Origin of the sequence: Marinobacter xestospongiae, from assembly GCF_023156385.1 — a bacterium.
GTDB classification, from domain to species: Bacteria; Pseudomonadota; Gammaproteobacteria; order Pseudomonadales; family Oleiphilaceae; genus Marinobacter; species Marinobacter xestospongiae.
Genome location: NZ_JAKZAK010000015.1, coordinates 43,007 through 63,346, shown reverse-complemented (window position 1 = coordinate 63,346; position 20,340 = coordinate 43,007). Strand labels below are relative to the sequence as shown.

Annotated in this window: 21 protein-coding genes and 1 riboswitch; of the genes, 4 read left to right on the top strand and 17 right to left on the bottom strand. The window is 63.8% G+C overall.

Annotated elements, in window-relative coordinates:
• Positions 1 to 8 precede the first annotated feature (8 nt).
• The 13 genes from MLD24_RS11980 to MLD24_RS11920 all read right to left on the bottom strand — a co-directional run bounded on the left by MLD24_RS11980 (position 9) and on the right by MLD24_RS11920 (position 12,689).
• Positions 9 to 674, bottom strand: coding sequence for a FliH/SctL family protein (locus tag MLD24_RS11980; RefSeq protein WP_248166810.1), 666 nt, complete (start codon positions 672 to 674; stop codon positions 9 to 11).
• Between the two features lie 4 nt (positions 675 to 678).
• The gene (locus MLD24_RS11975; RefSeq protein WP_227173763.1) at positions 679 to 1,686 is read right to left on the bottom strand and encodes a FliG C-terminal domain-containing protein; all 1,008 of its coding nucleotides are present in this window, start codon (positions 1,684 to 1,686) and stop codon (positions 679 to 681) included.
• Positions 1,667 to 3,427, bottom strand: coding sequence for a flagellar basal-body MS-ring/collar protein FliF (gene fliF / locus MLD24_RS11970; protein ID WP_248166809.1), 1,761 nt, complete (start codon positions 3,425 to 3,427; stop codon positions 1,667 to 1,669). The genes MLD24_RS11975 and fliF overlap by 20 nt, the downstream gene beginning before the upstream one ends.
• 11 nt (positions 3,428 to 3,438) lie before the next feature.
• Positions 3,439 to 3,762, bottom strand: coding sequence for a flagellar hook-basal body complex protein FliE (gene fliE / locus MLD24_RS11965; RefSeq protein ID WP_248166808.1), 324 nt, complete (start codon positions 3,760 to 3,762; stop codon positions 3,439 to 3,441).
• Between the two features lie 12 nt (positions 3,763 to 3,774).
• Complete coding sequence (locus tag MLD24_RS11960) at positions 3,775 to 5,091, bottom strand: sigma-54-dependent transcriptional regulator (protein WP_248166807.1); 1,317 nt, start codon at positions 5,089 to 5,091, stop codon at positions 3,775 to 3,777.
• On the bottom strand, positions 5,088 to 5,945 hold the full coding sequence (locus MLD24_RS11955; protein WP_248166806.1) for a MotY family protein: 858 nt from the start codon (positions 5,943 to 5,945) through the stop codon (positions 5,088 to 5,090). The genes MLD24_RS11960 and MLD24_RS11955 overlap by 4 nt, the downstream gene beginning before the upstream one ends.
• Positions 5,946 to 6,127: 182 nt before the next feature.
• A riboswitch (cyclic di-GMP riboswitch) is annotated at positions 6,128 to 6,217 on the bottom strand.
• A 206-nt stretch (positions 6,218 to 6,423) separates the two neighbouring features.
• A complete protein-coding gene (gene flhA, locus MLD24_RS11950; protein ID WP_344815760.1) occupies positions 6,424 to 8,490 on the bottom strand; it encodes a flagellar biosynthesis protein FlhA in 2,067 nt (688 codons plus the stop codon).
• 10 nt (positions 8,491 to 8,500) lie between these two features.
• Complete coding sequence (gene flhB, locus MLD24_RS11945; protein WP_248166805.1) at positions 8,501 to 9,628, bottom strand: flagellar biosynthesis protein FlhB; 1,128 nt, start codon at positions 9,626 to 9,628, stop codon at positions 8,501 to 8,503.
• On the bottom strand, positions 9,625 to 10,413 hold the full coding sequence (gene fliR, locus MLD24_RS11940) for a flagellar biosynthetic protein FliR (protein ID WP_248166804.1): 789 nt from the start codon (positions 10,411 to 10,413) through the stop codon (positions 9,625 to 9,627). Before fliR ends, flhB begins: the two co-directional genes overlap by 4 nt.
• A complete protein-coding gene (locus MLD24_RS11935; RefSeq protein WP_227173770.1) occupies positions 10,410 to 10,679 on the bottom strand; it encodes a flagellar biosynthetic protein FliQ in 270 nt (89 codons plus the stop codon). Before MLD24_RS11935 ends, fliR begins: the two co-directional genes overlap by 4 nt.
• Before the next feature lie 4 nt (positions 10,680 to 10,683).
• Complete coding sequence (gene fliP / locus MLD24_RS11930; RefSeq protein ID WP_227173771.1) at positions 10,684 to 11,406, bottom strand: flagellar type III secretion system pore protein FliP; 723 nt, start codon at positions 11,404 to 11,406, stop codon at positions 10,684 to 10,686.
• 6 nt (positions 11,407 to 11,412) lie between these two features.
• The gene (locus MLD24_RS11925; RefSeq protein ID WP_282450614.1) at positions 11,413 to 11,808 is read right to left on the bottom strand and encodes a FliM/FliN family flagellar motor switch protein; all 396 of its coding nucleotides are present in this window, start codon (positions 11,806 to 11,808) and stop codon (positions 11,413 to 11,415) included.
• Entirely contained in the window at positions 11,805 to 12,689 is an 885-nt protein-coding gene (locus tag MLD24_RS11920) for a FliM/FliN family flagellar motor switch protein (RefSeq protein ID WP_248166803.1), read from the bottom strand. The genes MLD24_RS11925 and MLD24_RS11920 overlap by 4 nt, the downstream gene beginning before the upstream one ends.
• Before the next feature lie 158 nt (positions 12,690 to 12,847).
• On the opposite strand from MLD24_RS11920, the gene MLD24_RS11915 reads away from it, so the two are divergent.
• Positions 12,848 to 13,198: a PilZ domain-containing protein gene (locus MLD24_RS11915; RefSeq protein ID WP_227173773.1), complete on the top strand. Its 351-nt coding sequence runs from the start codon at positions 12,848 to 12,850 to the stop codon at positions 13,196 to 13,198.
• 42 nt (positions 13,199 to 13,240) lie between these two features.
• Here the strand turns inward: MLD24_RS11915 and MLD24_RS11910 are convergent, their stop codons facing one another.
• Complete coding sequence (locus MLD24_RS11910) at positions 13,241 to 13,858, bottom strand: chorismate--pyruvate lyase family protein (RefSeq protein ID WP_248166802.1); 618 nt, start codon at positions 13,856 to 13,858, stop codon at positions 13,241 to 13,243.
• Positions 13,839 to 14,396, bottom strand: coding sequence for a hypoxanthine-guanine phosphoribosyltransferase (locus MLD24_RS11905; protein ID WP_227173775.1), 558 nt, complete (start codon positions 14,394 to 14,396; stop codon positions 13,839 to 13,841). Before MLD24_RS11905 ends, MLD24_RS11910 begins: the two co-directional genes overlap by 20 nt.
• Before the next feature lie 341 nt (positions 14,397 to 14,737).
• Here MLD24_RS11905 and rubA point away from each other — a divergent pair, with 341 nt between their 5' ends.
• From rubA to MLD24_RS11890, 3 genes are all read left to right on the top strand, one after another.
• Positions 14,738 to 14,905 carry a rubredoxin RubA gene (gene rubA / locus MLD24_RS11900; RefSeq protein ID WP_227173776.1) on the top strand — a complete coding sequence of 56 codons (168 nt, stop codon included), beginning with the start codon at positions 14,738 to 14,740 and terminating at the stop codon, positions 14,903 to 14,905.
• A 32-nt stretch (positions 14,906 to 14,937) separates the two neighbouring features.
• Positions 14,938 to 16,092 carry an FAD-dependent oxidoreductase gene (locus tag MLD24_RS11895; RefSeq protein ID WP_248166801.1) on the top strand — a complete coding sequence of 385 codons (1,155 nt, stop codon included), beginning with the start codon at positions 14,938 to 14,940 and terminating at the stop codon, positions 16,090 to 16,092.
• A 162-nt stretch (positions 16,093 to 16,254) separates the two neighbouring features.
• The gene (locus MLD24_RS11890; RefSeq protein ID WP_248166800.1) at positions 16,255 to 17,109 is read left to right on the top strand and encodes an acyl-CoA thioesterase; all 855 of its coding nucleotides are present in this window, start codon (positions 16,255 to 16,257) and stop codon (positions 17,107 to 17,109) included.
• A gap of 15 nt (positions 17,110 to 17,124) precedes the next feature.
• On the opposite strand, the gene MLD24_RS11885 is transcribed toward MLD24_RS11890, so the two are convergent.
• Together MLD24_RS11885 and MLD24_RS11880 are read right to left on the bottom strand one after the other, a co-directional pair.
• Positions 17,125 to 19,683: an EAL domain-containing protein gene (locus tag MLD24_RS11885; RefSeq protein ID WP_248166799.1), complete on the bottom strand. Its 2,559-nt coding sequence runs from the start codon at positions 19,681 to 19,683 to the stop codon at positions 17,125 to 17,127.
• Between the two features lie 186 nt (positions 19,684 to 19,869).
• Positions 19,870 to 20,316, bottom strand: a complete 447-nt coding sequence (locus MLD24_RS11880) for a flavodoxin (protein WP_248166798.1) — start codon at positions 20,314 to 20,316, stop codon at positions 19,870 to 19,872.
• Positions 20,317 to 20,340: the final 24 nt, after the last annotated feature.

The following is a 20,340-nucleotide window of genomic DNA, read 5'->3' as shown; positions in this document are numbered from 1 at the left end:
GGTGCGGATCATTGTGGCGACTCCTGGGTCAGTTCCTCGCGCACCTTGTCCACACAGCCCTGCAGCCGCTCTTCGCTGCGAATGGTCTGTTGCTGCTGGTCGCTCTCCAGGCGGCAGTCGCCAATGGCCAGGGCGTCGTCGGGCTGGACCGGGTAATCACCAATGTGGTTGGTGCCAGTACGGGCCAGGCGCTGGTAGTCGTCCGGCGACAGGTACACGGTGACGTCGCCCTTGCGGGTGTCCATGCGGGTCAGCGCCTCTTCCACCAGTTTCAGCATTTGGTCGGGGTTGAGGCTGAGTTCGGCGTGCACCACCCGCCGGGCCACCTGTTCCACCAGTTGGCACAGCTGTTCGGTGTGTTCCCGTAGCTCCTGCTGACGCAGCTCCTCCAGCTTACCCTGGATACTCTGCAACGGTGCCAGCGCGGCGTTGAAGGTGTGGCGTCCGGCATCCTCGCCCTTGCCCAGGCCCTGCTGGTAGCCGGCCTCGTAGCCCTGGGCCTCGCCCTGACTGCGGCCATCGGCCAGGCCCTGCTCCAGGCCGCGTTCCTGGCCCTGGCGGAAGCCTTCGTCATAACCCTGCTGGAATGGGTCCTGCTCGCCGCGATCGCTGGCCTCCAGTGCGGCCAGGGAGCGGAAGCGATGCCTGCGGTAGTTGCCCCTGAGTTTGTCCATAGCGTCAGTCTACGACCGTTTCCTCGAAGATCTGGTAGTTGATCACTTCCTGTTCGTGCAGTTCCCGCACCAGGCGCATGACTTCCCGCCGGGCGTCTTCCACCTGACTGACCGGCACCAGGCCCAGAGCCTGGGTGCGGTCGAGGATGGACTGCGCCATCCGTCGGGGCAGGGCGCCCATCAGTGCATCCCGGACCTCCGGCGCAGCGCCCTTGAGGGAGAGCGAGAGGATGTCCTCGGGAATCTCCTGCACCAGCACCTGGAGCACGTCGGTGGACTGGCGCCCCAGGGTCATGAAGTCGTACATGTTCTCGGACACCGAACGCGCCAGCTCTTCGTTGTGGAGCTTGAGCATGTCCATCAGGCTGGCGCGATCACCGCGGAAGCGATTGAGGATGTCGGCGGCCTGCTTGACTCCGTCTACCCGCGCAGTGCTGCGCTCGGAGACGAACTGCAGACAGCGGCCGAGGGCGTCGCGCAGCTCTGACAGCACCTGGTCACTGACTTCGTGCATGTTGGCGACCCGATAGAGCAGATCGTCGTGGCAGTTGTCCGGCAGCTCTGCCAGTACCCCGGAGGCGGTCTCCGGTGGCAGGAAGGCCAGCAATACCGCCTGCATTTGGGGATGCTCGGTGGCGAAGAAGCGGGCCAGGGTTTCCGCCGGCACCCATTGCAGCTTCTGCAGCTCGTCTTTCAGGGCGTCGCCGTAGATGTCGTCGATCATGCCCTTGGCCAGGCGCTTGCCCACGGCCATGTCCAGGGTGCGCTCCAGGTAGTCGCGGGAGGCCGCGCTGATGCCACTCTGGTCGCGGAAATGGTCAAAGAAGCCCTGGATCACGTCACGGGCGGCGTCGGTGGAGACGCCGGCGAGCTTGGCCATGCGATTGGACAGGGTGGTGACCTCATCCCGGCCCAACCGACTGAGAACCTTGGCGGCAGCATCTTCACCCATCGACAGCAGCAGGATGGCGGCCTTGTCGAGGGAGTTGGTTTCAACGACTTGTGTGTCCATGATCCTCTACCCATGATTTGATGACGTCGGCAACGCGGTTGGTTTCTTTATCGGCCAGCAACCGCAGGTGTTCCAGTTGTACCTCCAGTTCCGAGCCCGGTGGTGGCAGGCTCAGGGTGGAGGCGGCATCAGCGCTGGTCTCGGCGGCTTCCTGTTTGCTGGCGGAGGCCTCGGCACTGGCGCTTGCTGTTGCATTGGTGTCGGTACGGGTGACTGTGCGTTCGTCGTCGTCACTGTCATCGGTGTCCTGACTGCGCTTGCTGGCGAAACGGTTCTGGGGCTGGCCGGCGGCGCTGTTGGTCAGGTGCTTCACCAGCGGGCGAATGCCGAACAGGATCAACAGCAGCAGCATCAGGCTGCCGAGGGCGTAACGGATGTGGGTCTCCCATGGGGTCAGGTCCTGATACCAGGGCGTGGCCTGGGGTACGGGCGCGGCTGCCGGCTTGGCGACGAACGGCGCGCTCTGCAGGGTTATGACGTCGCCGCGCTCGGTATCGAGTCCGGCGGCGGTGTGTACCAGTGCGCTCATCTTGTCGAGCTGGGCCTGGGTCCAGCCGCCATCGGGGGCATTGCCATCATTGACCAGTACCGATACCGACAGCTGACGGACCCGAGCCTCATCCAGGCGGGTGTGGGTGACCGCACGTCCGGTTTCGAAGCGGCGGTTGACCTCTTCCCGGCGATTGACCGCGGCCGCATCCTGGCCTTCCTCATCGGCCTGATCCGGTTGTGGGACCGGTGGCTGGTTGGTGAGGGCGCCGGGAATGCCCAGCGCGAGCTGGCCGGCGGCGTTGTCCAGCACCGAGTTTTCCGACAGCAGCACCGGCTCGCCGTCCAGGACTTCGCGGGTTTCCTCAACCTCTGAGAAGTCGACGTCGGCGGCGACCCGGATGCGGAAGTTGCCGGCGCCCAGCATCGGCTCCAGCATGTCGCTGGCACGGTTGGCGACCTTGTCTTCCAGCTTGGAGATGTAGTCCATCTGGCGGGTGCTGACCCGGCCTGGGCTGTCCTCGCCAATACCGGCGGACAACAGCTCGCCGGCCTGGTTGACCACCGACACCGAGCCCGGCTTCATGCCGGGAATGCCGGCAGCCACCAGATTCACGATGGCTTCCACCTGGGTTTCATCGAGGTGGCCACTGAGGTCCAGCACCACCGAGGCGGTGGGGGTCTGTTCCTCGCGGCCAACAAACAGCGTGCGCTCAGGGATGGCCAGGTGCACCCGGGCATTGCGGACCTGCTCCAGGGTCATGATGGTGCGGGCCAGTTCCCCTTCCACTGCGTGGGTGTAGCGGGTGGACTCCATGAATTGGCTGGTGCTGATGCCGGACAGTTCGTTAAGGCCTTCGATACCGGCCGGCATCTGGGCGGTTACGCCGCGAGCAGCCAACTTCATCCGCGCGCTGGCAATCTGGTCCTTGGGCACCAGGATGTTGCCGCTGCGGCTGTCGAGTTCAAAGTCGATGGTTTCGGCTTCCAGTACCTCCAGGATGGAGGCGCTGTCGTAACGCTCCTGGTTGCCGTATAGCGGGACATACTGGCCGCTGTTGGTCCACAGGATGATAACGATGGCGGCGGCCACCAGGGCCGCCAGCAGGGCGACCACGATGATCGAACGGGAATCACCGGAGAGGCGGCGCCAGCCCTGCAGCAGGGACTGGGCCCGGGAACGGCTGGCGCTGGCGCCGCCTCCCTGGCCATTGGTGACGGTGCTGGGCAGTGCGTTGATCAGCTCAGACATGACTCAGGCCCTTACACCGGCATCCGCATGATTTCATCGAAACCGGACACCAGGCGGTTTCGAACCTGGACCAGTGCCGAGAAGCTCAGGCCGGCCTTCTGGCTGGCGACCATGGCGCCCACCAGGTCGTCGCTCTGGCCGGTTTCCACCGCGGTCTGCAACTGTCCGGCGTGATGCTGCTGGGCGTCGATGGTGTTGAGGGCGGCCTGCATCACCTGGGTGAAGTTGACGTCCTGTTCGGCACTGCGCTGGGCCGGTGCCACGGCCGCATCACCCCGTAACTGGGTCATGGTGTCGAGCAGTACCGACTGGGTATTGATTGCCTGAATAGCCATGGTGTTCTCCTGTTAGCCGGTGACGGCAGCCTGATTGATGTCGATGCCTTGCTCGCGCATTGCCGCGAGTTTGTAACGCAGTGCCCGGGTGGTGACGCCGAGGGCCTCGGCGGTGTCCTTGCGATGGCCGTTAAAGCGGCGCAGGGTATCCAGTACGTGCTGGAATTCGGCAGAGCGCCGGGAGTGCTGCAGGCTGGACGCCGCCGGTGCCGGGGCGGGCACTGGCACGGTGTCTGGCAGCATCAGGTCGATGCTCTGGATTACCAGGCCACGGGCCAGGATCAGCGCGCGCTGGATGGTATTTTCCAGTTCCCGCACGTTGCCGGGCCAGTCGTGGGCCAGCAGCGCCCGGGCAGCCTCCGGATGCAGTTCGAAGCCGGATTCCGGGGCGTGCTTGGCGAGGAAGTGACGGGCCAGTGGCAGGATGTCTTCCTGACGCTGGCGCAGGGCCGGCCAGCTCAGTGGCAGCACGTCGAGGCGGTAGAACAGGTCTTCGCGGAAGCGGCCGGCGGCGGCCTCGGCGCGCAGGTCACGGTTGCTGGCGGCAATGACCCGGACATCGAGTTTCACCTTCTGGTTTGAGCCCAGCTTCTCCAGTTCCCGTTCCTGCAACACCCGCAGCAGTTTTGCCTGCAGGGCCAGCGGCATCTCGGAGATCTCATCCAGCACCAGGGTACCGCCGTTGGCCAGCTCGAACTTGCCGGTCTGGCTCTGCTGAGCACCGGTAAAGGCGCCCCGGGCATGGCCAAACAGGGTGGACTCAAGCATGGTTTCAGGAATGGCCGCGCAGTTGACCGCCACGTAGGGACCCTTGGCTCGCGGCGACTGATCGTGGATATACCGCGCCAGGCATTCCTTGCCGGTGCCGGACTCGCCACCGATCAGGATTGAGGCGTTGGTTTGGGCAGCCTTCTTGGCCAGCAGCAGGACCTGCTGGCTGGCCGGTGACGCCACCACCATGTCGGGGATGGGCTGGTTCAGGCTCAGGGCATGGTTGACCGTGGCCACCAGTTGCTCACCGGTAAAGGGCTTGAGCAGGTAATCCATGGCGCCATGGTGCATGGCCTCGCCGGCCAGCGCGCTCTGTCCCGCATCCACCAGGGTGATGACCGGGCAGCCGGGGTAGCGCAGGCCGAGGTCGCGCAGCACCGGCACGATGTCCGGGCTGACGGCGGCGTCCAGCAGGATCAGGCTTGGCGGCGGTGTACCCGGGTCCAGCTCCGGCGCGGTGCCGTTGACCAGGCGAACGTCGTAGTCGGCGGCGATCAGCTGTTGGTGAAGACTGGTGGCCAGCGGGCTGGCTTGAATCATGAGCAAGGGCGTCTTCATGAGGTTTCCTCAGTTTCCTGCCTGACGATACGGATGGTGACGCGGCGGTTCAGGTCCCGGCCTTCAGCGGTGTCGTTGTTGGCGGACGGGTAGCGGTCGCCGTGGGCCCGCTGTTCAATCATGGTGTTGGGAATGCCGGCGGCCTTGAGCACCGCAGCCACGTCGGCGGCACGTTCGCGGGCAATCTGCAGGTTGCCCAGGCGGGAGCCGGTGTTGTCGGTGTGGCCATCGACCAGCAGCTTGCGAACCTGGGGATCAAGCTGGACATAGCGGGCCAGGTCCTCCAGGTCGGCGATCTGCTCGGGAGTCAGGGCCCGTTGACCGGCCTGGTAGAACACCACCTGGTCGCGGGCCTGGTGCACCGACAGCGGTGACAGTTGCTGCTCGCACTGGCGGAAGCGGTCGGCAACCGGTGCCCAGTTCACGGTGGGAATGCGCAGCTCCAGGGTATCCAGGTACAGGCTGGTCCAGAGGCCGCTGTCGAGGGCGGTCAGCACTGAGCGGCTGGTGTGCTGGTCGAGCCGGAAGTGATCGTCGCGGGCCGCCAATGCGGTGGCCTGGCTCTGACGATCACCCTGCCAGGGTGCGGTGCGGCTGGCCAGTGACACCTCGGCCGGCAGGGCCTGGGCCGGGCGGTAGTGCACCTGCATGGGGGTGCCAGCCGGGTGGCTCAGCAACAATTCGCCATTTTTTTTCAGATCCAGCTCAAGTTCGCAGTGGAAGCGGTCGCCAGTAAAAGACCAGTGGACCTGATCCATGGCCAGTTGCTGGACTACCCCCGGATTGGCGGCGGCCATGCCGGCGACCGACAGTGCCAGGATGGTGGAGCTGGCCCGGGATAATAATTTGCGCATACCTTGCGACGTCATCGTTTCCGACCTTACTTGGGGCACTGGTTGGTGCAGACCAAGGCGTATTGCGAAGACAACAGCAGGCACCACGGCGATGACAAACATGTCTGCTGTGTGGTGACTGTGGGAAAAGATATCGACCTGGACGGCATCGGGATCGACGCCGCGGGGAAGAGATATCTTAGCCCGGCAACCCCGCTATCATGGATTCTGTCGAATCGGTAGACCGGAGGCTTTGCGTCCTGCGCTTTCGCGACAGTTTGCCTTTGTCTGTAGCTAAGTTATTGAAAAAAGTTATTGAAACCGGTGTCTGATTCGTCCGACGCCGGCCTTCTCGATAGTGTGATCTAGTTAACAGTAATTGACGTTGTACCGGCAACCGCTGTTTTGTAGCGGAGAGTCGCCCTTTGTGGCGAATTGCTAAAATGTGTAACTCCCCGCTTGATCTGACATCAATTTCAGCTATGACCTCTAACCGCAACTAGCCCAGTGTGCCGACCACATCGATGTGCATCTGCTCCGGCACTTCGTTGTAGGACAGCACCGCCAGCCCGCGGGCGAAGGTGCGGGCATAGCGCGCCAGTAGCGGCCGCAGCTGCGGCACGACCAGCAGCACCTGGGGCAGGCCCTGACGTTTCATTTCATCGCGAACCTGTGGCATCGCCTGTTGCAGCCGTCCCAGCATCTGGGGCTCCACCGGGAAGCTGTCCAGTGACGCCTGGCCGGACTGCTGGGCCTGCTGCAGCGCCTTCATCAGGGTCTGTTCCAGCTCGTCCGCCAGGGTGACCACATTGAGCTGATCGCGTTCACCGATGGTCTGGCGTACCAGGCTGCGCTTCAACGCACAGCGTACGTCGGCGGCCAGCAACACCGGGTCCTTGGTGACGTCGGCGCTGTCCACCAGGGTGGTGGCAATGGTCTGGATGTCCGACAGGCTGACCTGGTCGGACAGCAGGTGGCGGAACACCCGCAGCTGTTGCATCGGGCTGAGCTGGCTGTTGAGGGCCTCGGCGAGTTTTTCCGACACCCCCTTGAGGCGTTCCCCCAGAGCCAGGACGTCGTCGTGGCTGAAGATTTCATCCAGGTGCTGGCGCATCACCTTGCCCAGATGGGTGCTGATCACGGTGGCGGCATCCACCACCGAATAGCCCAGGTTCAGTGCCCGCGACTTGTGCTCGGGGGCAATGGCCACCGCGCTCATGTCGTAGGCGGGCTCTTTGACCAGTTCGCCGTCGAGCTGGCCATAGGTCTCGGCGCCTTCGATGGCCAGCAGTTTGTCCGGGTCCACCTCGCCGCTGGCAATGCGAACGCCATCGAGCTTGATGCAGTATTCCGCCGGTTTCAGTCGCAGGTTGTCGCGAATGCGGACCTCCGGCAGCAAAACCCCGAGCTGCTCCGACAGGGTCTTGCGGATGCCGCGAATGCGGTTGGGCAGTTCCGCCTTCTGCTCCCGGTCGGCCAGCGGTACCAGCCGGTAACCCAGCTCGATGCGCATCTTGTCGACGTAGGGCAGGTCCTGCCAGCTCAGGGGCGGGTCTTTCTGCAGTTGTTCGGTGAGCTCCTGTTCGGCCTCCTGGTCGGCTTCCTCCGGGCTGCCCTGGTGCAGGTTCCAGGCCGCGAACGCCAGCACCCCGGCAAACGCCAGGAACGCCACCGTCGGCATGCCGGGAATCAGCCCGAGGATACCCATCACCAGAGCAGCGGTACTGACCACCCGGGGCGAGGCCAGCAGCTGCTGCTGGACCTGGTCGGCCATCTCCGATTCGTCGTTGACGCGGGTGACGATGATGGCCGCGGCGGTGGCCAGCAGCAGCGACGGAATCTGCGCCACCAGGCCGTCACCGATGGTGAGCAGGGCGTAGATCTGGAACGCCTCTTCGCCGGACAGGCCCTGCTGCAGCACGCCGATGGCGAGACCGCCCAGCAGGTTGATCAGCAGGATCAGCAGACCGGCGATGGCATCGCCGCGAACAAACTTGGAGGCGCCGTCCATGGAACCGTAGAAGTCGGCTTCCCGGGCAACGTCCTGGCGGCGCTGGCGGGCCTGGTTCTGGTCAATGGTGCCGGCGTTGAGGTCGGCGTCGATCGCCATCTGCTTGCCGGGCAGGGCGTCAAGGGTAAAGCGGGCGGACACCTCGGAGATGCGCTCGCCGCCCTTGGTGACCACCACAAAGTTGATGATCATCAGGATCACAAACACCACCAGGCCGACCACGTAGTTGCCGCCGATCACCACCTCCCCGAACGACTGGATCACCTGGCCGGCGGCGCCGGGGCCGGTGTGGCCATCCAGCAGCACGATGCGGGTTGAGGCGACGTTGAGGGTCAGCCGCATCAGGGTGGCGACCAGCAGCACGGTGGGGAAGACTGAAAACTCCAGCGGTCGCTTGGCGGAGACCGCCACCAGCAGCACCATCACCGCCAGCACGATGTTGAAGGTGAACAGGGTGTCGATCAGCCACGGCGGCAACGGCAGGATCAGCATGGCCAACACGGCCATCAGGATCACCGGGATGGCGGCGTAGGAACGGGTCAGGTTGAATTTCACCTTGGGTCACCTATTTCCTGAGGGAGTCCGGAATCTGGAAGCGGGGCAGCGGCGCGGGTTTGTGTCCGCGCCGGGCTTTCCAGGCATTGAGCTGCATGACGTACATCAGCACATGGGCCACGGCGTTGAACAGTCCGGCCGGAATCTCCTGGTCGATTCTCGTGGAGTGGTAGACTGCCCGGGTTAGCTCCGGCAGTTCCAGTATGGTTTTATTATTTTTTGTAGCAACGTCGCGGATGCGCAGCGCCAGGTCGTCCACCCCCTTGGCTATCACGTAGGGGGCATCGGCGGTATCCGGGGCGTAGCGGATGGCCACGGCGTAGTGGGTCGGGTTGGTGATCACGACGTCCGCTTCCGGCACTCGCTGGTCGATGCGCTGGCGGGACATCTGCATCTGGATTTCGCGAATCCGCTGTTTGACCTCGGGCCGGCCTTCGGTGTTCTTGTGCTCGTCCTTGACCTCCTGTTTGGTCATTTTCAGCTTCTTCACCATCGACCAGCGCTGGTAGGGCACGTCCAGCAGGGCGATGAACAGCAGCACCAGCCCCATGGCCATCAGCGCCAGCCCCAGCAACCGAACGCCTTCGCCAATGGCGGCTCCCAGCGGCAGGCGGTTGATGGCCACCAGGTCGTCGGCGTGGGTCCACAGCAGCCACACCATAACCCCAAACAGCAGCACCACCTTGAGGGAAGACTTGGCCAGTTCCACCAGGCTCTGGCTGGAAAACATCCGCTTCAGTCCCGACAGCGGGTTGAGTCGCTTGAGCTGGGGCTGGATGGCCTTGCCGGACGTCAGCCAGCCGCCCGGCACCATGCCGGAGACGGCGCCGATCAGCCACAGCGTGATCAGGAACGGCAGCATGGCGCCCAGCCCCAGCTCCAGGGCGCTGCCCAGGTGCTGCAGCATCATCGCCGGGTCGGTGGCGGCGGCGCGGTCGAGCTCAAAGTGCTGCACCATCAGATCCCGGGCAAACTGGGTGAGGAAGCTGGACATCAGCAGCAGTACCCCGCCGATGCCTACCAGGGCGGCGCTTTGCAGCTCCCGTGAGCGGGCAATCTGGCCCTCTTCGCGGGCCTTGCGAAGTCGCTGTTCCGTGGGTTCTTCGGACTTGTCCTGGCTGCTGTCGTTCTCGCTCATGGGCTGACCGTGGTTACCAGCAGGCGCATTTCATCCAGCACATGGGTGGTGAACTCGCCATAGCGGCCGGGCACGCCGGCCACCGTCAGCATCAGGCTCAGCAGCCCCATCAGCATGCTCAGCGGGAAGCCCAGGGCGATGACGTTCATCGACGGCGCCGAGCGGTTCATCACCCCGAAGGTGAGGTTGACGATCAGCATCGCCACCACCGCCGGCATCGCCAGCAGCAGGGCGCCGCCGAACATCCAGCCAAACAGGGCAAGCACCCGGTTGAGATCGAGGGCGTAGATCGACTGGCCGGGCGGCCAGGTGAAGAAGCTTTCCACCAGAATGTCGATGGCCACCAGGTGGCCATCGAACACAAAGAACAGAAACGCGCCCAGGATGATCAGCAGCTGTCCCATTAACGGCACCGCCTGACCGTTGGTGGGGTCGTTCATGATGCCCATGGCCAGGCCCATCTGCATCGACAGGATCTGCCCCAGCAGCGACATCAGGGCAAACAGCATCTGCAGCATGAAGCCGAGGAAGAAGCCCAGCAGGATCTGTTCGCCGGCCATCACCAGGGCTGTGAGGGAGAACGGGTCGACGCTGGGCATCGGTGGCAGCATGGGGGCCATCAGTGCCGCCAGCGCCAGCGACAGCAAGACCCGGACCCGCACCGCGGTCAGCCGGTCGCCGAACATCGGCATGGTCCACAGCAGCGCACCGATGCGAAGAAAGGGCCACCACAGGCGGCCCAGCAGGGAGGTGATGTCGGCGCCGGTGAGTTCCACCAGGCTCATCCGATGGCTCCCGGAATGGTGGTGAAGATCATCTCGAACAACCGCAGCACCCGCTCCAGTATCCAGTGGCCGGCGAACACGATCATCCCCAGGGTGGCGAGCAGCCGTGGCAGGAAGCTGAGGGTCTGCTCGTTGATCTGGGTGGCGGCCTGGAACACGCTCACCACCAGCCCCACCACCATGCCCGGACCGATCAGCACGGCGACGATCAGGGTGATGGTGAGGACCGCTTCGTAGATCAGTGAGACGGCGAGTTCGGCGGTCATGGCGCTACCCGAAGCTGGCGGTGAGGGTGCCGACGGTCATCGACCAGCCGTCGGCCAGCACAAAGATCATCAGCTTGAAGGGCAGCGAGATGATCAGCGGAGACAGCATCATCATCCCCATCGCCATCAGCACGCTGGCCACCACCAGGTCGATGACCAGGAACGGGATGAACAGCATGAAGCCAATCTGGAACGCGGTCTTCAGCTCCGACAGCACGAATGCCGGCAGCAGCGCCGAGAAGGGCACATCGTCCTGGGCCAGGGTCAGCGGCTCGTTGGCGATCCGCAACATCTGCTCCAGGTCCGCCTCGTGGGTCTGCTTGAACATGAAGCCGCGCAACGGCTGTTCGGCGCGGACGAACGCCTCTTTGAGGGTGATCTCATCCTGTTCGTAGGGCACGAAGGCGTTGGCGTAGATGTCGGTCCACACCGGGCGCATGATCAGCAGGGTCAGCACCAGGGCAATACCCACCAGCACCCGGTTGGGAGGGCTCTGCTGCAGGCCGAGGGCCTGGCGCAGCACCGCCAGCACCACGATGATGCGGGTAAAGCTGGTAAGCATCAGCAGCATCGCCGGCAGGAACGACAGCGCCGTCAGCAGCAGCAGGATCTGGATCTTGATGCTGTAGTCCTGGGTGGAGTCGCCGTCGGTGACCGAAAACAGCGGCAGGTCCTGGCCCCAGGCCAGCCCCGGCACCAGCAGTGCCAGCAGCAGGAGCATTCGCATCGGGCGTCAGTCCTGGTCGGGGGGGAGATTGGGGTTGCGGGGCACGTCCACCAGGCGCAGACCATAGCGGCCATCAACCACCACCACTTCGGCGCGGGCCAGCAGTTCGCCGTTAACCCGCACATCCAGCGGCTCTCCCACTTTCTTGTCCAGCGGCAGCACTTCGCCCGGGTTCAGATCCAGCAGGTTGCCAAGCATGATCTCGACACTGTCCACTTCCAGCGTCAGTTTGACCGGAATCTTGCCGAACATTGCCATGTCCCGCTTGGGGGCGGCGTTGCCGGAGCTGGCCTGATCGCCATCCGCCGGGTCGGAAAACAGCTCTTCCAGGCTCTGGTTGCCCAGCCCCTCCAGGGAGTCGAGCTGATCCTGGCCCTGGGGCTTGTCGTCTTGAGGGTTCATTCCGCGTCTCCGATAAAATCACGAATTCTCAGCGCCAGACGGTCGCCGTGTTCACAGACTTCGCCGCGCAGGCAGGGGGCGCCGCCGGCGCTGGCGGTTACCAGACTGTCCAGCTCCATCGGCAGGATGTCGCCTTCGCGCAGTTGCGCCAGGTCTTCAAGGTTGAGGGTGAGGCTGGCCAGATTGGCCTTCAGACGTACCGTGACCGCCTGCAGGTTGTGGCGCAGGCGCTCTTCCTGGCCGGCCGGCGCTTCGCCGGTGCCTTTGGGGTGGTGGCCATCGAGCGCCAGTGGCCAGCCGCAGGCCAGGGAGACCTGCCAGGCGTCGCCATTGCCAAGGCGGATCTCGCTCCACAGCGCCTGTTGGCTGCTGGTCTGTGGCGGGTAGTCCAGCCACTGGCTTTGCCAGTCGTCCAGATCCAGTGACAGCGCCGGGCACACCAGTGCCAGCAGGGCGTTGAATATCCGATTGACCAGACGTCGTTCGGTGTCCGCCAGGGGCCGGTCTTTCAGTTGGCTGTCACTGAGCTGGGCGGGGTCACCGCCAAAGAACAGTTCCGACAGGCTGTACAGGCAGCGGTTGTCCATGGCCAGCAGAACGGGATACTCTGCCTCGCCGTTGCGGATGGCCGCCAGCCAGTGGTTGTGGGGCTGGGCGGGTGCGTCGGCACGCCAGGGGCCCACGCTGACATCCAGGCTGCCAAGGTTGAGCAGCTGACGCAGCGCCGCGGCGAGTTCATTGTTGAGACTGCTGGTCAGGCCGTCGAGCTGGCGGGTCAGTGCCTGCCGGCGCTGCTGGTAGCCGGTCAGGTCGTAGGCCGGGCAGTCGGCCGCGGCGTCAGCAGACAGGAAGCGCCTGTCGGCGGGGTGTCTCGATGTCACGGGCATGGACCTTGGTTGCGGTGTTGGCTCTGTCTTTCACAGGGTAGTCCTGTCGAGGCGGTTGCGCATGAAACGGCGCTCTCGACGGCCCCGGGCTCAAGATTCTTGCACAAAAGGTCGTTTCACATTGTATAGATACTGTTTCGGGGGTTACCTGCTTGAAAAGCCAGAGTATTAAGCGTCGTCGTGAAATCCGTCACCAGCTTCGTGAACCGCTGCCCGCGAGGGTACTGTTGCGTCGTCTGCGAGACGGTGGCAGCCGTGGCGTATCGGGCCTGTTGATGGATGTCAGCAAGAACGGTCTGGGGGTTCTGGTGCAGGAACATGTGGCGCTGGACAGCCGGTGCCGCATCGAGGTGGTGTGCAACCAGAAACGCCAGGTGTTTCGCGGTGAAGTCTGCTACGGCACCCGCACCGAGGCCGGGTTGCGGCTGGGCATCCTGTTGTCCCCGGGCAACACGGTGTCGGCGTTGGAGTACCTCAAGGCTGAGCAGGTGGAGCTGTTTTAAGGCTCAGTCGATGAGCTCGCGGTTGAGCACTGTGATGGCTGGTTATTCGGCTGAGCGGGGCAGCCCTGGCAGAAAGTACTCACTCACCAGGATGGCGCCCTGGGGGCCGTGGAAGCAGGAACGGCGGGCGACCCGGGGCTGATTGCGGCCATCGGAATGGCACAGGCCAGTCTCGAACCCACTGCGTTGCCATTGCCGGGTGGCGAACAGGTAGCTGCCCAGGGGGCGTCGCCCCAGGTGGCGGAGCCGGCGTCCACTGCCCCGCAGTGTCGCCGCCGGCATCACCGTGCGGGCCAGTACCCAGGGCTGGCCGTCGCCGCACAGGCGCACTTCCCGCACCCAGGCCAGCTGTCGCTCAGGCAGGCCGAGACGGCGGGATTCCTCCAGGCTTGGCCGGGTGAAGGTCTCGCGTACGACGTCAACGTGAAAGCGCTGGCGGCAGCGCAGTGTCAGGGCGCGAGTCAGCGAGCCTTCGAGCTGCAGCCAGAACGCCAGCGCCTGCAGGGGCTGGCGCTGGTGCAGGGCAGCAGCCTGCCAGGAGGGATGCCAGTGGGTCCGGGGCAGGGCAAACGTCTGTGGCCGGACCGGGTTGGTCGGGCTCAGTCCCGCCGGGTGGTCGCAGCGGCTGGGGCTGGCGACCTCAAAGTCCCTTAACGGCATAGATGCCTGGCGCGTTGCGCCAGTAACCCTTGTAGTCCATGCCGAAGCCGAACAGGAAGCGGTCTTCCACTTCCAGGCCGGTGTAGTCCGCTTTCAGATCCGGGCGGGCTTTGCGGTCGTGCTGTTTGTCCACCAGCACCGCGGTCAGCACTTCCTCGGCGCCCTGGGCTCGGCAGTAGTCGGCAATGGCATCGAGGGTGGTGCCCTCATCAAGGATATCGTCGACGATCAGAACCGAGCGGCCCTGCATGTTGGCGTCCGGACGCAGTTTCCATTCCAGCAGGCCGCCGGTGGTTTCCTGGCGGTAGCGGGTGGCGTGCAGGTACTCCGCCTGAACCGGGAAACGCAGCTTGGGCAGCAGCTGTCCGGTGAGGATCAGGCCTCCGTTCATTACGCAGAACAGCAGTGGGTTGCGATCCTTGAGGTGATCGGTAATGGCGCTGGCCATGCGATCGATTGCGGCGTGAACCTCCTGCTCGGTGACCAGGCAGTCGGCTTCCGCGAGGACCTGGTTCATTTCGGCGACGGTATCGGTCATAGTGGTCTGATCCTGTCGTAAAACGCCGCATTATACCGAAGCCGGCTCCCGGAAGGGAGGCCGGCGCTGGTCTCCCGTCATCCTGTCGTCAAACCGCTGCCATTCGCCGCCGGCGCCGTGATCATGCCGCCTGTAGCCGAATTGGTGGCGAGTGGGTATATACCGCTATTGGCAGCAGCGTCGATCCGTGAGGTTCGATGCGGCATTGGTGTACGCGTGTTCGCTGGGTATGATGGTCGGCCAATAGGTTCGGCGTCGCCAGCGCTTGGAAGATCCTTCTAATCGTGTATGATTGTCCGACAATATTAGGCGTCCCTGATGATGAGTCTGGAGGAAGTGGTATGAAGAAGTGGCAATGCGTCGTCTGCGGCTGGATCTACGACGAGGCCGAGGGCTGGCCGGAAGACGGCATTGAGCCGGGCACCAAGTGGGAAGACATTCCCGATGACTGGGTATGCCCGGATTGTGGTGTCGGTAAAGAAGACTTTGAAATGATTGAGATCGGCTGAGCCGGTCGACCAGTAACACAGGAGCGCAGTGAATGAGTGAGCAAGCCCCCATCGTCATTGTGGGTACCGGCCTGTCCGGTTTCTCCCTGGCCAAGGAGATCCGCAAGCAGGACCGCGAAATGCCGATCCTGATGATCACCGCCGATGACGGATTCAGCTATTCCAAGCCCATGCTGTCCACCGGTTTCACCAAGGGCAAAGAAGCGGATGAACTGGCTCAGGCGACAGCAGCGGCCATGGTGGAACAGCTCAACATTGAACTGCGCACCCACACCACGGTCACCGGCATCGACAGCGCGGCCCATCAGTTGCTGATCGGCGACGAGCGTCTCGAGTACAGCAAGCTGGTACTGGCCTGGGGGGCAGACGTGATCCGCCTCGACATCGCCGGGGATGCCCACGAACACGTCTATTCCATCAATGATCTGATGGACTACCGCGCTTTCCGCCAGGCACTGGCTGGCAAGCGCCGGGTGGCCATTATGGGCGCCGGCCTGATCGGCTGTGAGTTCGCCAATGACCTGCGCAATGGCGGCTACGAGGTGGACGTGATTGCACCTTCCGACACCGTGATGCCGGGCCTGCTGCCGAAGCCGGCGGCGGATGCGGTGGTGGCGGCACTGACTGACGAAGGCGTGGGTTTCCACCTGGAGACCGTGGTGGAACAGCTGGACCGGGCCGGCGACGGCGTCCGCCTCAGCCTGGCCAATGGCGAGACCCTGGAAACGGATCTGGTGATCTCCGCCGTCGGCCTGCGACCGCGCACAGAGCTGGCGGCTGCGGCAGGGCTGGAGACCGCCCGGGGTATTGTGGTCAACCGGGCGTTGGAAACCTCCGCTGAGGATGTTTATGCCCTGGGCGATTGCGCCGAGGTGGATGGCCATGTACTGCTGTACGTGCTGCCACTGATGGCCTGCTCCCGGGCGCTGGCGAAATCCCTGCTGGGCACCCGCACCGAGGTGGCCTACGGCACCATGCCGGTGATGGTGAAAACCCCCTGTTGCCCCACGGCGGTCTGTCCGCCACCGGTCAATGCCGAGGGCGACTGGCAGGTGGAGCAGAATGGCCGCAACGTGCGAGCACTGTTCCGCGATGCCGAAGGCACCCTGCTGGGCTTTGCGGTGACCGGCGACTACGCTATGGAGAAGCAGGCTCTGGCCAAAGAAGTGCCGCCAATCCACGGTTGATCCGGGGCGCCTGGTTCTTCCAGGTAAGCGAACGGTGTTGGAGTTTAACGCCGAGACAAGGGCAGTTGTGGTCAACCACGCTGCCCTTTTTGGTCATTGCATCCTGCCCCGGGTCTGGGATAGAACGTTCTGTCCAAACCAATAAATCGAACAGGAGCAGGCATGCTGGAAGTCACCAGAAAGCTGGTAGAGTTGCTGGACCTGTCGCCCACGGGCGATGATCATTTTCAGGGGGACAGTGAGGACCTGGGCTTTCCCAACGTCTTTGGTGGCCAGGTGCTGGGCCAGTCGCTGATGGCGGCCTGCCGCACGGTGGAAGGTCGTTTGCCCCATTCCCTGCATGCCTATTTCCTACGCCCTGGTAACCACAGCCTGCCGATCGATTATGAAGTCCAGCGGGTCCGCGACGGCGGCAGCTTCTCGGTGCGTCGGGTGATTGCCCGGCAGGACGGCAAGGAGATTCTCACCGGTGCGATGTCGTTTCAGGGCGAAGAAAGCGGCTATGAGCACCAGTTTGAGATGCCGGCGGTGGCGGGGTATGACGACCTCGCCTCGGAGTCTGACTACGTTGCCCGGCTGATGCCCCACATCCCGGAAAAGATGCGTGACAAGCTGGATCGTGAGCGGCCCATTGAAATCCGCCCCATCGATCCGGTCAACCCGCTCAAACCGGAGGCCAAACCGCCCTACAAACAGAGCTGGTTCCGTGCCCAGGGCGAGCTGCCGGATGATCCGGTGCTGCATCGTTGCCTGTTGGCCTATGCCTCCGATTTCACCTTCCTTGGCACCTCGCTGCATCCCCATGGCGTTACCTTCATGAGCCGGAACATGCAGGTGGCAAGTCTGGATCATGCCATCTGGTTCCACCGCGATTTCCGCATGGACGATTGGCTGCTGTACGACAAGGACAGCCCCAGTGCCTCTGGTGGCCGGGGCTTTAATCGGGGCAATTTCTTCAGTCGCGACGGTGTGCTGGTGGCCTCCACCACTCAGGAAGCGCTGATCCGCCAGCGCTAGCCCGCAGACGGGACTCTAGCCCAGCTTGCGGGCGGTGGCGTCGGCGCGCTCGTCCAGCCAGGTCAGCAGGTCCGCCAGGGGCATGGGCCGAGCCAGGTGGTAGCCCTGGATCATGTCGCAGCCCATGGCCATCAGCAACTGCTGGGTTTCCGCGTCTTCCACGCCTTCGGCCACCACCCGGTAGCCGAGGCTGTGGCACATCTGGATGGTGGTCTGCACAATCACCCGGTCTTCGTTCTGTTTGGGCAAATCGCCCACCAGGGAACGGTCGATCTTGATCTCGCGAGCCGGCAGTTGCTTGATGTAGGAGAGCGACGAATAGCCGGAGCCGAAGTCGTCGATCGACAGTGGGATGCCAGTGGCGTCCAGTGACTTCAGGGTTCTCAGCGAATTGCCGGGGTCCAGCATCATCGAGGTTTCGGTGACTTCCAGGGTGATGTGTCCGCGGTGATCCGGGTGGCTGGTCAGCAGCCGCTGGACGTGCAGCGGGAACTCCGGCTCCCGCAGGTTGTTGGGGGAAATGTTGACGGAAACGCCGATTGCATGCCCCCGCTCCAACAGTTGTTGGCGGACCCGCAGCGCCTCCTCAAGAACCCAGCGGGTCAGGGGCTTGATCAGGCCGGTCTGCTCGGCCATCGCCACCAGCTGGTCGGCGGGAATCGGTGTGCTGCGTCCGGGCCAGCGAATCAGCGCCTCGGCGCCAACGATCTGGTTGCTGCTCAGGCCCAGCTTGGGCTGCAGGTGCAGCTCCAGTTCCTGGTTTTGCAGGGCTAGGCGGAACTCGGACACCAGAGTCAGGCGGTCGGCGCTGTAGGAGTCCCGGCTGGGCTGGTAGTACGCCAAGCCGCGATCCCGGGCCTCGTCCGATTCCTGGGCGATGTAGGCCCGGCGAATCAGCGAGTTGGTGTCCTGGGCGTGGTCGGGGTAGATCGCCACACCGGTTTGGGGGTCGAGCGGCAACTGCATGCCCAGGTAGTCGATGGGTTCGCGGAACTGCTCCAGGCCCTGGACGATGCGTCGCGGGTGCAGGGCGATTAGGTCGGCATCGATGAGAAAGCCAAAGGCGGCGGACTCCAGTGACGCCAGATAAAAGGTCCGGTGGGGCGTCTCCTCGATTGGTTGCACCCCGGGCAGATCGGCGACGATGCTGTTGAAACGGCGGGCGGCCAGCTCCAGCAGGCGGTCGGTGTTACGGTGCCCGAGGGTCTTGGTAATCGCCTGCAGGTTGGTGAGGTAGATAATGCCGACGGCCTGTCGCTGTTTGGGCTGACGACCAATGCGTTCGTTGATCACCAGCTCGAAGCTGGTGCGGTTCGGCAGTCCGGTCAGCGGATTGTGCAGGGCCTGCTCCATCATCCGCAGTTCGGCCTTGCGCCGCGCCGCCATCGCGTTCAGCTCGGCTTCCCGTGCCGCGATCTTGCCCTGACGCTCCTGATGTACCCGCACCGCCAGGGCGACGGTCAGCAGAATGGCCTCCAGCGCTGAGCCCAGTTGCATGCCATAGGTGGTGATGAAGCTGTTGGCGATCCAGCCGTACTTGTTGGCGGCGGTGATGGCGCTGCCCACCGTCAGCAGGCCCCAGGCGATGGTGTAGAAACCAGCCTGGGGGTTGCCCCGCAGCCACTGGATCGGGCCGATCACGGTCAGCATCAGGCAGCTGGGGATCGCCAGCGCCACCGACAGCCGGATCGAGGTGTTGTAATCCAGCGCAAAAGCGCCAGCGAAGCTGATGACATTGAAGATCACCAGGGAGCGGACCACCAGGTCCAGCCGTGGTGCATTCTGTGGCAGTTTGAGGAAGGCCCGGACAAACATCAGGGTGAACAGCATCGCCGCCGGTACCGACAGCAACACCGTCAGATTATGGAGTAGTGGGTGGTCCGGCCACAACAACTGGAACGGCACTCCCCGCAGGGTCGACAGCAGAAACAGGTAGCTGGCGGCCGACAGGGTGTAGAGCAGGTACGTCACCTCACGTAGCGCCAGGAAAATGAACAGGTTGAAGCAGATCACCGTCAGCAGCACGCCGTAATAGAGATTGTGAAGCCGGTCTTCCTGACCGATAACTTCGAACACCTCGTTCTGGGGCCAGAGCCGGATCGGCACCTGCAGCGCGCCCTGAGTCTGCACCCGCAACAGCAGTTCGTCCTTGCCGCTGCCGGACACGGTGTATGGAATCAGGAACGTCGGATGGTCGATGGGGCGGGCTGCAAACGGCTGGCGATCGCCGAAGTGGGTGGTCTGGATGACCTGTCCGTTGCGGACCAGGTAAAGGGTAACGTCGTCAAGGTGGGGGTAACTGATATCAAGAATCTGGTGATCCGGTGACGTTGGCGGGGTCATGCGGAACCAGTATTCGTTGGTGACGTAGCCGAAGTTGGGACTGGCTTCGGCCAGCGCCTGCCAATGACGGCTGGCCAGTGCCTGCTCCAGACTGAAAGCGGTCTTGGCGGGCACTTGCAAAAAGCGGATGTCAGGCTGGTGCCAGCGATGGCTGCTGGTTTCCGCCTGGACACCAGCGGCCACAGCCAGCAGCAACAGCAGCCAGCTGGTGATGATCAGGGATTGGCGCACGGTAGTTCTGTCTTATTGTGATTGTTCTGGTTACCGGGCAGGGGTGTTGGCTTCTGCTCCGGTGGAGCCGCCACCGGTGGCGGTCCGGCTCTGCTGTTGGTTGGCAACAGTAGAACCAGTATGGCGGTTGGGCGTGTGCGCCTCAAGCGCGGGCTGCGGCTTTTGAGACAAAAAAACGAGAATCTGTCACAAACTCTGCAGCCATTCCCGTACCCAGTGCAGGGCGGGCTCTTCCGGCTCCAGGGTCTCCAGCGCGTCGATGCGCAGGGTGTCACCGACCTTGCGGGCGCTGGTTTCGTAGAGTGCTTCTTCCATCAGTTCGCCAGCGCCGCAGAAGGTATCGCCGTAGGAGCTGTCGCCCAGCACCATCACCCCAAACGGGCGTCCCGGCATCTGTGGCAACTGCTCCCGCAGGGCCAGGTAGAACGGCAGCAGGTTGGGGGGCAGTTCGCCCTGGCCGGTGGTGGACGTGCAGACCAGGATCGGGTCGTCACTGCCGGCAATGTCATCCAGGGTGGGGGTTTCCAGCACGGTGACCTGATGTCCTTCCGGCTCCAGGGTCTTCTTGATGGCACGGGCGGTCATCAGGGCGCCACCGTAGACGCTGCCTACCAGTATCCGGATTGCGGCCATGGCGTGAACCTCTTGCTAATGGGA

Excerpts from the sequence above, each read along its gene's own strand:
- MLD24_RS11980 (WP_248166810.1), bottom strand. The coding sequence starts at position 674 with ATGGACAAACTCAGGGGCAACTACCGCAGGCATCGCTTCCGCTCCCTG.
- MLD24_RS11975 (WP_227173763.1), bottom strand. The coding sequence starts at position 1,686 with ATGGACACACAAGTCGTTGAAACCAACTCCCTCGACAAGGCCGCCATC.
- fliF (WP_248166809.1), bottom strand. The coding sequence starts at position 3,427 with ATGTCTGAGCTGATCAACGCACTGCCCAGCACCGTCACCAATGGCCAG.
- fliE (WP_248166808.1), bottom strand. The coding sequence starts at position 3,762 with ATGGCTATTCAGGCAATCAATACCCAGTCGGTACTGCTCGACACCATG.
- MLD24_RS11960 (WP_248166807.1), bottom strand. The coding sequence starts at position 5,091 with ATGAAGACGCCCTTGCTCATGATTCAAGCCAGCCCGCTGGCCACCAGT.
- MLD24_RS11955 (WP_248166806.1), bottom strand. The coding sequence starts at position 5,945 with ATGCGCAAATTATTATCCCGGGCCAGCTCCACCATCCTGGCACTGTCG.
- flhB (WP_248166805.1), bottom strand. The coding sequence starts at position 9,628 with ATGAGCGAGAACGACAGCAGCCAGGACAAGTCCGAAGAACCCACGGAA.
- fliR (WP_248166804.1), bottom strand. The coding sequence starts at position 10,413 with ATGAGCCTGGTGGAACTCACCGGCGCCGACATCACCTCCCTGCTGGGC.
- MLD24_RS11935 (WP_227173770.1), bottom strand. The coding sequence starts at position 10,679 with ATGACCGCCGAACTCGCCGTCTCACTGATCTACGAAGCGGTCCTCACC.
- fliP (WP_227173771.1), bottom strand. The coding sequence starts at position 11,406 with ATGCGAATGCTCCTGCTGCTGGCACTGCTGGTGCCGGGGCTGGCCTGG.
- MLD24_RS11925 (WP_282450614.1), bottom strand. The coding sequence starts at position 11,808 with ATGAACCCTCAAGACGACAAGCCCCAGGGCCAGGATCAGCTCGACTCC.
- MLD24_RS11910 (WP_248166802.1), bottom strand. The coding sequence starts at position 13,858 with ATGCCGTTAAGGGACTTTGAGGTCGCCAGCCCCAGCCGCTGCGACCAC.
- MLD24_RS11905 (WP_227173775.1), bottom strand. The coding sequence starts at position 14,396 with ATGACCGATACCGTCGCCGAAATGAACCAGGTCCTCGCGGAAGCCGAC.
- rubA (WP_227173776.1), top strand. The coding sequence starts at position 14,738 with ATGAAGAAGTGGCAATGCGTCGTCTGCGGCTGGATCTACGACGAGGCC.
- MLD24_RS11895 (WP_248166801.1), top strand. The coding sequence starts at position 14,938 with ATGAGTGAGCAAGCCCCCATCGTCATTGTGGGTACCGGCCTGTCCGGT.
- MLD24_RS11890 (WP_248166800.1), top strand. The coding sequence starts at position 16,255 with ATGCTGGAAGTCACCAGAAAGCTGGTAGAGTTGCTGGACCTGTCGCCC.
- MLD24_RS11880 (WP_248166798.1), bottom strand. The coding sequence starts at position 20,316 with ATGGCCGCAATCCGGATACTGGTAGGCAGCGTCTACGGTGGCGCCCTG.